We start from the raw sequence: 11,286 nt of genomic DNA on the forward strand, positions 1-11,286 counted from the left end.
ACTAGTAAACAGCTTTTAGCTTCTGGTCTGATGTCAGTTCGACTCTGCAATTCAATTTGCGGCTGTGTTCATCCAAGGTGCGCTGCAGCCAGTGTGCGTCTTCTGCTGAGGCGCGGTTCAACCGAAAACGCTTGATTTGCAGCGGCACCATTTCTAATCCAATCAATTTACCAGTAACAGGTGCAATACTGACAAAATACATCAGGGATAGGTCACCACGATAATGCTCGTAACCGCCTATCCCTTCATAATCATTCAGGAAATCACCGCATCCATACAAAATGAGTTTTTCCTTGTACACTTCCAGCCCGATAGGGTGATGGGAAGAATGACCATGCAGCAAATCTACCTCGGCAGAATCGATGAGCATGTGAGCAAAATCAATGTGCTCCTGGGGAATGTGATATCCCCAATTTCCGCCCCAATGGATGGAAATGATCACAATATCGCCCGGTTGCTTGTTCTGATGCACGATCGCCGCGATTTGATCAACCGTTCTGCTGGATAAATCGGTCAAAAAATAAATCCCCGCTTTCCTGGCCGAAGCAGCCCATTCATACGAAATACCGCTGGATTCCGTGCCGCAGGAAATAACAATGACTCTACCTTTAGAGGGTATATCCAAAATAGCCGGAGATTGTGCTTCCTGCAAGTTTGTGCCGGCACCCACGGTTTTGATCTCAGCATTTGCCAGTGTGCGCAACGTTTCTGTCAAACCGGCGTATCCCCAATCCAGCACATGATTGTTTGCCAGCACACAGCAATTTATTTTTGCAATAGTGAGAGAGGTGACATTTTGGGGATGCATGCGGTAGTGAATGACTTTGTCCACCCAAAACTCGTCGTTTGAGGTAACGCTCGTTTCCAGATTAATAATGCGGGCATCCGGCGCTACTTTTTCTAGTTCAACCAGCGCATCGCCCCAAATATAATCGAAGCTTACTGGTTTGGGAATCTTGCCATTGATTTCTTCAGCCAGCTCGACATAGTCTTTCGCATTTCGTACATAAGGCTCATACAATTGCGGTTTACTTGGGTGAGGTAATATTTGATCTATCCCTCTGCCAGTCATCACATCGCCGCATAAAAACAGCGTGATGGGTACTTTTCTGGTGGATTCTTCAGAGTCGGTTATTGACATTGCTTTCTCTATACCGGTGGTCAATGTCAGGAGAGTTGCTGATGATTGGATTAGAAAATCGCGTCGTTTCATTAGAACTCATCAGCCGCTGCTGAATTAGTTTAATTTCAAGAACGGATAACGCTTGCATTGATCGCGAGTCCATAACGAGAAACCTGCCTGCTGCGCGACGATTTCGACATCCAGAATCACGTCAGGATCATTAAACGTCACTTTACCCTCAGCACCTTGTGATCGTAATTGCTCATCCAGATAGCTACCGAGTAAACTCGCTTCATCCTGGCTTTTTATCGTGCCATGGAAGCCACGCCGATGCATGCGCACATGAAAACTGCGATGTGCCAATTGAGGTAGAAATGAGTGGATGCACGGTTTGGCCTTTTCCTCAAACGCTTCGACCGTTTGAAAAAAGAAACAATGTGTACAAGGAATTACTCGACAGAATACTCGCAGATAGGCTGGATCTTTTTGCATATCATGAAGGAAAGATTCGAGAAAAGCTTCGGTATTCTCAACCTTGAGGGTCAACACATTGCGAAAAGGTGTCTTTTCGACATGACCATAATTCGACAGGAAAGAAAAACCTTCCTTGAAACAATTTTCTGCGACAGTGACCACAACATTCCAATCTTTCATAATGATTCACCTTCGAATGATGAGTGGATATGGATACATGCATGGTTTGGCTTTATATGGAAAGATACCGTATCTCGACAACTTATTCCATTTTTAAATCAAACCTGATTTTGTCGGCTTCACCTTGCCGTATTATTTATACTGTCTGCGGCTTTCCTTCGCCTCAGGTTTGATTTAGAAATGGAATTAATTATTGGAATATGCGTGCATGATGATGGTTCCTAAGTTTGTTGAGTTTGTGAGAACGAAGCTTCACTAAACAAATAGCAAATACCTAGCCTTCAAATATTATCGTTGCCGTTTCCAGCGCAAATCATTCTGTCGCAAGAATCAACAGAAGCAGTGGTAAGCTAATTATTCCCATGAATTCTCGATGATTACGGAAACAGTAGGAATAGTGTTTATCTAACTATCTAAATTATTTGTGAAATTCTGATTTCATATCAGGAACAGTCTTTTTATAAAGGAGTGTGAGTGATGCAAATAATCAGATTGATAATTACATGCTTATCATTGAGTATTGCGCTATTTCTATTCGGTCATGCAAATGCGATCGATTTGGGTGACCTCCCAGGTGCTAGCAGCGAAATTTTAGAGAAAGGTACACAAGTTTTACCTGGCGGCGAGTCTGCAACAGGGGTCGTACCAGTTGCGACTTCCGCAACTGGACTGATCGGTCAGTTAATGCAGCAATTAGGCGTCAATCAGCGGCAAGCTGAAGTGGGGACGGGCGCCCTGTTCCAGTTAGCCAAACCCAGAATGTCAGCGGAAAATTTTACCGTGCTGACTAATGTGGTTCCTGAAATGCCGGATTTATTAGCTGCTGCACCTCCACCAAGTCCACTCGGAGGAGGTGGTATGGCAGCTACTTTCCTGGAATCTGGCTTGAAGCCTGAAATGGTCCAAAAATTTATACATGTCATGGTGCAATATGTTGAAGGTGGTGGCGGCGGTTCTGTTGCGGCCGCACTTAAATCCGCATTGATGGGTGGCATGTAGTCTTCCTGGTAAAAGGAGGTCTGCCTGACTGGCGCTATTTTCTGCAGTAAGCGGGTAGAAAGCTGTGATAATGCTGTTCTTGCGTTATTCCATTTCCAAATCAAACCTGACTTTGGCGCCTTCGCCTTACCGTATTATTTATGCTGCCTACGGCTCGGCTCACCTTCACGTCATGTTTGATTTGGAAATGGAATAAGGTAATTAAAAAAAGAGAGAATGAAAAGAATGAATTTCCTTCTTACTTTATTTTCTAATTTATTATAGTTAAATGGTTGATCAGGAGATGAAAACTATGCTGATGAATCGACGGAAATTTCCTGGTTTGAGTGGTGCCACTGCCCGGGTGGCAACCTGCTACCCCAATGTGACGCTGGACCAAACCTCTCTGTCCCAACCGCAGAAACTTGTTGCTGAAGTGCTAAAAGGCATGCAAGGGTTGCCACAGCAAAAAAATATGCTTTTGGGGTATCCAATCAATATGGCTACGCCGCCGGAGGAATTTTTCTCTTGGCGCAAGGAGTTATTTGCAGTTGGTCTTAATCAGTTTGGTTTTAACAACGTGGGTAATCCCTATGCTCATAGCCACGTTCCTTTTAATAGCCATCTGTTTGAAAAAGAGCTGATAAACCGGTTCGGTGCAGTATATGGTTTTTCATCAGGTAATATCTGGGGCTTTCTCACCAACAGTGGTACTGATAGCAATATGCACGGACTGTATATGGGACGCACGATTCTTAAAAACCAGACAGGAGAGATACCTAAAATATATTTCACGAGAGAAGCACATTACTCAATTCAGATTCTCACGGATTTGTTGAATCTGGAATGGGTAATAGTAGGCACTGATCGCGATGGCAGCATGGATATAGATGATCTGGAAAGGCAACTGAAAGCAAATCCCAATCACCCAGCTTTGGTAGTGGCAACGATTGGCACAACCTTCAAAGGTGCAATCGATTCCATAGATGGTATTCAAGCAAAACTTAAAGGTCGAACATCTTATCTTCACCTGGATGCAGCACTGTTTGGTGGTTATCTGCCTTATACCCAATTTGCGGCTGACCTGTTACATGAAATCCCTGATCAGGGAACGGAGAAAAAAGTAAAACGCTATGATTCTATTGCCGTTTCATGTCATAAATTTTTTGGATTTCCTTCACCAGCAGGCTTATTCATCACGACCAGGGCAAATTTTGAGATATTTCTTACCCAGTTTGGTCAGATTCATGACCCTGAATATATTCTGCAAATACCTGGAACGATTACTTGTTCGCGCGATGCAGTGAAACCTGCAGAGTTTTATTTCTTCAGTTCGGAATCAGCCTTTATCAAACATGCTGCTGATGCCGAAAGCATGCTGGATAATACTACCTATCTATTAAAGGAGATGATGACGCACTACAGTTATTTACAACCTGTGAGAGCCAATCGACAATCCAATACGATTTATTTCAGAAAACCAAGTGATAGCGTGGTCAATCGCTATAGTCTGGCAGTCATGGGAGTGGAGATCGATAGGGAACGTGTTCTTTATGTACACGTTGTCGTAATGCCCCATGCTAGCAAGGAAATTCTGGATCAATTTCTAACTGATCTGGGTAAAAAGGAGGGGTGATTTCTTTTCTCGCTTACCGAATTAATGTGAAATCTTTTTGAAGATCATTAATGATACGTTGTCCGCAACGATCAGAGTAAAAAAATTACGACCAGAATATCCAGGAAAGAAGCGAAGACAAGTGAGCAAAATTTCCGGAAAGAATAGTTTTTAGGTTGTTTTTTTAAAGTTTTCTTGATTTATTTTATTAGTATTCTCAAAACTACCAAATTCTAGGAGATTTTCAATATGTCGAAGTGCCTTCCACCAGCGCTTCTAGGCGATAAAAATAGCTTATCTGATCAGGCGCGTGCAGAAATTCAAAATCTTAGTGGCGCGCAACCCATAGCATTTTTGTTTCAAATATTGAGTGCTTGGGGAGTCATCTTTGCAGCAATAACGTTGGCTGTTTATCTCGATAATATTTGGATGAGTTTACTGGTTATGGTCATTGTTGCAACACGCCTTAGCATTCTTGCTCTGTTAGTGCATGAACAGGTACATTTTCTTGGGTTCCGAGGTCGATACGGAGATTTAATCGTGAATTTACTCGCAGCCTACCCATTAGGAATCACGGTAGAAGGTTATGCTAAGGTTCATTTGTCGCATCATAAACATTATTTCACGGAGAATGATCCGGATTTTTTACGTAAATCAGGTATTGATTGGACATTTCCCATGTCTACGGGACGGCTTATTAAGCTTTTAGCAAGTGATTTATTCAGCTTGAGTTTCATAAAATTACTTAAAGGCAAACGCCTAGATAATGCGCATATTTTTAAGCGACTTTATTCTCTTCCAAAATGGGTACGTCCTACTTTCTATATAGGAGTGGTGGCAGTATTTACTTATACAGAAATGTGGCAAGTTTTTTTAATGTATTGGTTGCTACCTTTATTGACTATTTTTCCTGTATTCGTACGTCTTTGGGCAATCAGCGAGCATATTTACAATTTGCCTGGGGTAAGTGTTATAGAGTCCTCACCGCTGATCATATTAAGTTGGTGGGAAAAGCTATTGCTGCCCAATCTTAATTTTACGTTACACCCCTATCATCATTTTTATCCTGGGATAGCGTACTGTAACCTGCCAAAGGTTCATGCAATATTCCAACGGGAGCAGCTTGTTAATGAGAAAAATGTCTTTTATGGAATCTGGAAATACCTCAAATACCTGCAGCATTCTGAAGCAAGGAGCCGGTAAGTGGCGACGCTAGCGCGGGATTGCTTCGAGCATGAATAACCCCAGATTTTCTATTAGCACAGAGGCTGTTGCAAAACTATCTACGTTGCCGTTGCGGTGTTAAAAACAAGCTCAGAATGCTCATTTACCAGGTATAAACTCCGTTTTTTTCGCTTATTTTTGCCTATCACCGACAACCTCGAATATGTTCTTCAATAGCCTGTTAGAACCGATTAAGGTGTGAATATTGGGTTAAATTTAAAGGGGAGATTAAACGTTTTAGATTGATTCCAAAGGCCATCGATCCATTTATCATGCCGAGTGACTTCCGTCTGTTCAAAACGACCTGCTCCACACCAGACTGAAAGCATGAACTGCAAAAGCAACTGAAAGGGTGGATAATCTCAATTATACCAGGTTGCGGCAAACCACAATTTCCCCAGCTGTATTGAATCCAATCTGGTCCAGCATCCGCTTCATCAACCCCATGCCACCCCAAGCGGTTTTCCCTTTATTGGTAAAGCGAAGTTTAAAATCCACGAAGATCCTCTGGAAGAAAAATGTGGATCAATCAAACTATCCTAGCTCACCAAATTATCCTTATTTTTAACAACTTATTCTAATGGCTTCTATTAGAAAATCTGGGTTTATTTCAGAAAACCAAGTGATACCGTGGTTAATCGCTATAGTTTGGCGGCCATGGGAGTGAAAATCGATAGGGAACGTGTTCCTTATGTCCATGTGGTTGTAATATCCCATACAAACAAGGAAATTCTGGATCGATTTTTAACTGATCTAGGTAAAAGGAGAGACGAGTTCTGTTTCCGATAGCGAATTAATGTGAAATCGTTTTAGAAAAGACATTAATGATCAGGGCACCTGCAACGATTAGCAATAAGCCAATGATTGCTGGCATATCGAGGGATTGCTCTAAGAAAAGCCACCCAATTACCGCAATGAGTACAACCCCTACTCCTGACCAGATAGCGTAGGCGATACCTACAGGGATTGTTTTGAGCGTAAGAGATAGAAAGTAAAAAGCCAGTAAGTACCCAACCACGACGACCAGCGATGGCCAAAAACGAGTAAATCCTTCTGCTGCTTTGAGGAATGAGGTGGCAGTTACTTCGCTCAGGATAGCGAGCAAGAGAAAAATCCATTGTTGCATTGATGTGATTCCATGACGGTAAGGAGTGGGAGACCGTTTAGTTGATTTGCTTGAGTACAGTGAGGGCTGAGCGAAGTCCTCCTTCAATGAATCCCTGGAAATCAGAATAAGCTTCGCCACAGATATGAATATTTCGGAGAGAAATTGAATCGGCAAGGCCAAAACTTGCAAGCGCAGCGATCGACTGGTCTACGAGTATCCCTGGTTTCCAGACATGACACCCAGCTTCGAAGGGCTCTTTGCCCCAGTCACGGATGCCGAAACAGGTAATGGCCTGTGCCTGTGCTTTCCGTTCTTTTGGGTCGATGCTTGCAGGATGCGGGTCAAATATTTCAGATATTGTTCGATGAGTCGTTCATCCTGATTAATTTCTGCTTTCTGATGAGATTCATTTTTAACAAAAAATTTCCAATAATTCATGGAAGGTGCATCTCCATAAACCATCACCATGCCCCGTTTTTCATCACCTTCTTCCCGATAATAGTAATGGAGCTCTCGGGCTGAAATGGATGAGGTACGAGTTTGTGGTTTGGTTTTAGCGTTCCACCAAGGAGTTTTCGTAACAAAAAAACACTTCATCAGTGGAACAGGTATGACCGCGTCAATGATACGTCCGATGGCTTCGGGAAAAAAGGGCAGGAGTTTTTTAAAGGGCTCTGCGGGATGGCCAGCACGAGATGACGGGTGCGTACTGTCATGCTTTGATGGTTACTTGTTTCCAGAGTAAGTCTCAGACAATTATTTTCATCGTGATGAATGGCGGTCAAACAATGATTCCCGTAGAGATGAATCGATGGATATCGAGGCGAGGATAATAATTTTACTAACTCAGTGACCAGTGCCTCGGTTCCCTGTTTGATGCCGACTAGTTCGTCTTCAGGATGCAATCCTCTCAGCCAGAAATTGATCCACTCTGCGGCGGAAGGATTCTGATGGATCAGGTGGTAGAATGTGCCATATTCGATGATTTTTTTCAACGCGTTGTGGCTCAGCACTTCGCTCAAGACATTCCAGAAGCCGGTTTGATAAAGCGGAATTCCATTAAAAGTAAATTCATTCCTGACTCGATGATAGAAGGTTTCATCCAGGCCGGCCCACCATTCCAGGTGCCGTGTGTCTCGCGGGTTGTTTAAATCACCACTACTTTGTCGCAGAACCCGCAATATGCCCAGACTTAAAAGCTCAAGTGCATTAAATGGGTGTCCGTGGGAAATACGGCCTTCGTCTTTTTCCAGATCAAAAAGAGCTTCCAGATTAGTGGCCGGCATATAGGGCGGAAAATAGCACGTTGCCAGTTTTAATTCCTGGATAAGATCCATAAGAAGCGGCTGTCCTTTTTTCTCGAAGCGCATGGGACCAAATTCTGCCAGGAATCCATCCATTTCGACGGTTTCGATGCGTCCACCAAATCGGTCAGATTGTTCGAAGAGGGCTATTTTATGCTCAGGTCCTTTCTGCTTATGTAATTGATAACAAGCGTAAAGACCGGTAATTCCTCCTCCGACAATGACAGTATCCAGCTGCATAGAATCGCTCATCATTTTCTCCTTTTTTGGTGTGGTGATCAGATGGTGTTTCTACAGCATTATGCTATTCAAAAATTCCTCCTGTTTACTTTTGCGTCCAGGGTATCTAGTATATGACTTAAGCAAAAGAGAAAAGCTTTAATCATAACGCTGACCTCGTAGAGGTTAATTGTTACTAAACTAACTTTACTTAACTTGAAGGGAAATATTATGTCTGTACTTGTCACACGTCCAGCACCTGATTTTACTAAACCAGCTGTCTTACCTAATGGCAGCTTTGATGAGAATTTTAATTTTCATACCCATATCCGTAACAAATATGCAGTTTTGTTTTTCTATCCGCTGGACTTTACCTTTGTCTGCCCCTCGGAAATCATTGCTCATTCCCACCGGGCGAAGGATTTCCAGCAACGTAATGTGGAAGTAATTGGTGTCTCAGTCGATTCCCACTTCACACATTACGCCTGGCGTAATACCCCTGTCACCAAAGGTGGACTCGGTCCAATCGATATCACACTGGTAGCTGATTTAGGCGGCGAAGTGATGAATGCCTATGGCGTCACCCATCCCAATCATGTTGCGCTGCGCGGCTCTTTTCTGATCGATAGACAAGGTATTGTGCGCCACCAGGTAGTCAATGATCTGCCACTCGGACGCGATGTCGATGAAATGCTGCGCATGGTTGACGCCTTGCGCTTCCATGAAGAACATGGTGAAGTTTGCCCGGCTGGCTGGAAAAGCGGACAACCTGGTATGAAACCAAGCCCTGAAGGAGTAGCAGAATATCTCGCTAGCCACGGGGATAAATTGTAAATCCGAATCAACTGCTTCACGGTGGCTTTTTAATAGAGAGGTTGTGAAGAGATCGTAGCGAGCAGCTTAAGCGTAATGCGAACGGAACGCATAAGCAAGATAATGAGTCTCATGAGTTTGGATAAAACGAAATTTCGCTAAAACTCTGTTTTAGCGAAGTGCCATTCTCACAACTTCAGAGCTGAAAGGAGGAACACATGAGCTTAGATAAAGATAAAGCTGTCGCCTTATTGAATCAAATCATGGAACTCGAACTGGCCAGCGTGGTGCGTTATACTCACTACGCCTTGATGGTATACGGTTATAACCGTATACCCATCGTGGAATGGTTAAACAAACAAGCTGACGAAGGATTGTTGCATGCGCGAAAGGCGGGTGAGCTGGTCACCTTCTTGGGAGGACATCCCTCGTTTGCCATCGGACCATTGCTGGAGACACATCTGCACGATACCAACGCCGCCTGTTCAATTCCAGTCGTCGATATCCTCCAGGAATCCCTTGCCAACGAAGCTGAGTCGCTCAAACTTTATTATCAATTGCTGGAATTGGCTCAGGGCAAGTCAGTAGTACTAGAGGATTATGCGCGCAACCAGATTATGGTTGAAGAGATGCATGCCGATGCAGTCAGAAAAATGCTGCGTCAACCCTGTGAAGTATAAATGTAAACACGATTTGCTAGCGTGAAACGCATGATCTCAATGAGATTGCCGAGATATTGTACTGGCGAGTCGCGTTGAGGTCGTGCCACTGTAAAAAAATCGGCATCGATCACGTCGACATCAGTTCCGATTTTGACGGCGGAGGCGGCGTCGAAGGCTGGGATGATGCCAGCGAAACGTTTAATGTAACGCTCGAACTCGTCCGGCGCGGTTATACCAAAAAACAAATCGCCAAACTCTGGAGCGGAAATCTTCTGCGTGTTTTGGACGAAGTGCAGAAGGTGGCCAAACAGATGCAGGCCAAAAGGTTTATGATGAACGTGAAAATCCCAGTTTCAAAATTGTGGCTGTATTTGGTGCTCTGTCTTACTCCAGGTCTGTGCCGCGCACAGACGGAGATTTATCCGGCGCCGGTCGCGGGCGATTTTGTGATGCGGGATTTTAAGTTTCAAAGCGGCGAAACCTTGCCGGAATTGAAGGTGCACTACGTGATACTTGGAACTCCGGCGAAAGATAAAGACGGGCGCGTGATGAATGCTGTCCTTGTCCTTCACGGCACGGGCGGCAGTCATCGGCAATTCCTTCGCGAGCAGTTTGCAGGTGTGCTTTTTAAAAAGAGTGGGCTGCTCGATGCTGAAAAGTATTTTATTATTATTCCCGACAACATTGGTCACGGCGCGTCGAGCAAACCCAGCGATGGGCTGCACGCTAAATTCCCGCACTACGGGTATCACGATATGGTGACGGCGCAATACCGCCTTTTGACGGAAGAATTGGGCATCAACCATTTGCGGCTGGTCATGGGAACTTCGATGGGTGGTATGCATTCATGGATGTGGGGCGAGATGTATCCGGATTTTATGGACGCGCTGATGCCGCTAGCGAGTCTGCCGGTCGAGATTTCCGGGCGCAATCGGTTTTTTCGAAGAATGATTATCGACCCGATTCTCAACGACCCCGATTGGCAGAACGGCGAATATAAAACGCAACCCGTCAGAGGCTTGACGACGGCCATTTACACCTTGATTATGATGGGCAGTGCGCCGCTTTATATGCAAAGCCAGGCGCCGAGCAAAGACTCGGCCGATAAATTATTTGATGATTCGATGAAGGCGCGGCTTGCCTCAACCGATGCTAACGATTTGCTTTATCAGGTTGATGCCTCGCGCGATTATAATCCGGCGCCCGGACTTGAAACCATTAAAGCGCCGCTGTTAGCCATTAATTCGGCGGACGATGCTGTTAATCCGCCCGAACTCGGGATCGTCGAACGGGAAATAAGGCGCGTCAAAAACGGGCGTTTCGTGCTCTTGCCGATTACGCAAGAAACCCACGGGCACGGCACCCACACCCTGGCCACCATTTGGCAAAACTACCTGGCGGAATTATTGATGGCCAGCGAGAAGAAAAACTAAACAAAGCAGAAAACGTTTGCCTAAGTACGAATTATCAGTGGTTTGGTCGGAAAAGGTAAAATCTAAAAATTGAGTTTCTAAGAAGCTGTTTGGAAACTCCTGCTCTAGGTTAATCGCCTCAACATAATACGGGTCATAGCGATGTAAATCCAA

At 44.4% G+C, this 11,286-nt stretch carries 13 protein-coding genes; 6 read left to right on the plus strand and 7 right to left on the minus strand.

What is annotated here, in order from left to right:
* Position 1 precedes the first annotated feature (1 nt).
* Together R2Q26_RS10400 and R2Q26_RS10405 are read right to left on the minus strand one after the other, a co-directional pair.
* Positions 2 to 1,213: a CapA family protein gene (locus tag R2Q26_RS10400; RefSeq protein WP_317536208.1), complete on the minus strand. Its 1,212-nt coding sequence runs from the start codon at positions 1,211 to 1,213 to the stop codon at positions 2 to 4.
* Positions 1,214 to 1,237: 24 nt separating this feature from the next.
* Positions 1,238 to 1,777 carry a THUMP domain-containing protein gene (locus tag R2Q26_RS10405; protein WP_317536209.1) on the minus strand — a complete coding sequence of 180 codons (540 nt, stop codon included), beginning with the start codon at positions 1,775 to 1,777 and terminating at the stop codon, positions 1,238 to 1,240.
* Between the two features lie 477 nt (positions 1,778 to 2,254).
* Here R2Q26_RS10405 and R2Q26_RS10410 point away from each other — a divergent pair, with 477 nt between their 5' ends.
* From R2Q26_RS10410 to R2Q26_RS10420, 3 genes are all read left to right on the plus strand, one after another.
* Positions 2,255 to 2,776, plus strand: a complete 522-nt coding sequence (locus tag R2Q26_RS10410; protein ID WP_317536210.1) for a DUF2780 domain-containing protein — start codon at positions 2,255 to 2,257, stop codon at positions 2,774 to 2,776.
* Positions 2,777 to 3,068: 292 nt separating this feature from the next.
* Positions 3,069 to 4,391 carry a pyridoxal-dependent decarboxylase gene (locus R2Q26_RS10415; RefSeq protein WP_317536211.1) on the plus strand — a complete coding sequence of 441 codons (1,323 nt, stop codon included), beginning with the start codon at positions 3,069 to 3,071 and terminating at the stop codon, positions 4,389 to 4,391.
* Between the two features lie 228 nt (positions 4,392 to 4,619).
* A complete protein-coding gene (locus R2Q26_RS10420) occupies positions 4,620 to 5,573 on the plus strand; it encodes a fatty acid desaturase (protein ID WP_317536212.1) in 954 nt (317 codons plus the stop codon).
* A 387-nt stretch (positions 5,574 to 5,960) separates the two neighbouring features.
* Here the strand turns inward: R2Q26_RS10420 and R2Q26_RS10425 are convergent, their stop codons facing one another.
* The 4 genes from R2Q26_RS10425 to R2Q26_RS10440 form a co-directional block, all read right to left on the minus strand.
* Positions 5,961 to 6,092: a hypothetical protein gene (locus R2Q26_RS10425; RefSeq protein ID WP_317536213.1), complete on the minus strand. Its 132-nt coding sequence runs from the start codon at positions 6,090 to 6,092 to the stop codon at positions 5,961 to 5,963.
* A gap of 295 nt (positions 6,093 to 6,387) precedes the next feature.
* Positions 6,388 to 6,720, minus strand: coding sequence for a DMT family transporter (locus R2Q26_RS10430; protein ID WP_317536214.1), 333 nt, complete (start codon positions 6,718 to 6,720; stop codon positions 6,388 to 6,390).
* A gap of 189 nt (positions 6,721 to 6,909) precedes the next feature.
* Complete coding sequence (locus R2Q26_RS10435) at positions 6,910 to 7,299, minus strand: hypothetical protein (RefSeq protein ID WP_317536215.1); 390 nt, start codon at positions 7,297 to 7,299, stop codon at positions 6,910 to 6,912.
* The gene (locus R2Q26_RS10440) at positions 7,299 to 8,261 is read right to left on the minus strand and encodes an FAD-dependent oxidoreductase (protein ID WP_317536216.1); all 963 of its coding nucleotides are present in this window, start codon (positions 8,259 to 8,261) and stop codon (positions 7,299 to 7,301) included. The genes R2Q26_RS10435 and R2Q26_RS10440 overlap by 1 nt, the downstream gene beginning before the upstream one ends.
* Before the next feature lie 195 nt (positions 8,262 to 8,456).
* Here R2Q26_RS10440 and R2Q26_RS10445 point away from each other — a divergent pair, with 195 nt between their 5' ends.
* From R2Q26_RS10445 to R2Q26_RS10455, 3 genes are all read left to right on the plus strand, one after another.
* Complete coding sequence (locus R2Q26_RS10445; RefSeq protein WP_317536217.1) at positions 8,457 to 9,059, plus strand: peroxiredoxin; 603 nt, start codon at positions 8,457 to 8,459, stop codon at positions 9,057 to 9,059.
* Between the two features lie 197 nt (positions 9,060 to 9,256).
* Positions 9,257 to 9,718, plus strand: a complete 462-nt coding sequence (locus R2Q26_RS10450) for a bacterioferritin (RefSeq protein WP_317536218.1) — start codon at positions 9,257 to 9,259, stop codon at positions 9,716 to 9,718.
* A 56-nt stretch (positions 9,719 to 9,774) separates the two neighbouring features.
* Complete coding sequence (locus R2Q26_RS10455) at positions 9,775 to 11,133, plus strand: alpha/beta fold hydrolase (protein WP_317536219.1); 1,359 nt, start codon at positions 9,775 to 9,777, stop codon at positions 11,131 to 11,133.
* Here the strand turns inward: R2Q26_RS10455 and R2Q26_RS10460 are convergent.
* Positions 11,104 to 11,286 (minus strand): hypothetical protein (locus R2Q26_RS10460; RefSeq protein WP_317536220.1); only part of this gene is annotated, 183 nt, incomplete at its 5' end. The two genes, R2Q26_RS10455 and R2Q26_RS10460, sit on opposite strands and share 30 nt — an antisense overlap.

It is taken from the genome of Nitrosomonas sp. Is37 (assembly GCF_033063275.1).
GTDB lineage: Bacteria > Pseudomonadota > Gammaproteobacteria > Burkholderiales > Nitrosomonadaceae > Nitrosomonas.

Coding starts and splice junctions, on each gene's coding strand:
- R2Q26_RS10400 (WP_317536208.1), bottom strand. CDS start 1,213: ATGAAACGACGCGATTTTCTAATCCAATCATCAGCAACTCTCCTGACA.
- R2Q26_RS10445 (WP_317536217.1), top strand. CDS start 8,457: ATGTCTGTACTTGTCACACGTCCAGCACCTGATTTTACTAAACCAGCT.
- R2Q26_RS10410 (WP_317536210.1), top strand. CDS start 2,255: ATGCAAATAATCAGATTGATAATTACATGCTTATCATTGAGTATTGCG.
- R2Q26_RS10415 (WP_317536211.1), top strand. CDS start 3,069: ATGCTGATGAATCGACGGAAATTTCCTGGTTTGAGTGGTGCCACTGCC.
- R2Q26_RS10435 (WP_317536215.1), bottom strand. CDS start 7,299: ATGAAGTGTTTTTTTGTTACGAAAACTCCTTGGTGGAACGCTAAAACC.
- R2Q26_RS10420 (WP_317536212.1), top strand. CDS start 4,620: ATGTCGAAGTGCCTTCCACCAGCGCTTCTAGGCGATAAAAATAGCTTA.
- R2Q26_RS10405 (WP_317536209.1), bottom strand. CDS start 1,777: ATGAAAGATTGGAATGTTGTGGTCACTGTCGCAGAAAATTGTTTCAAG.
- R2Q26_RS10450 (WP_317536218.1), top strand. CDS start 9,257: ATGAGCTTAGATAAAGATAAAGCTGTCGCCTTATTGAATCAAATCATG.
- R2Q26_RS10430 (WP_317536214.1), bottom strand. CDS start 6,720: ATGCAACAATGGATTTTTCTCTTGCTCGCTATCCTGAGCGAAGTAACT.
- R2Q26_RS10440 (WP_317536216.1), bottom strand. CDS start 8,261: ATGATGAGCGATTCTATGCAGCTGGATACTGTCATTGTCGGAGGAGGA.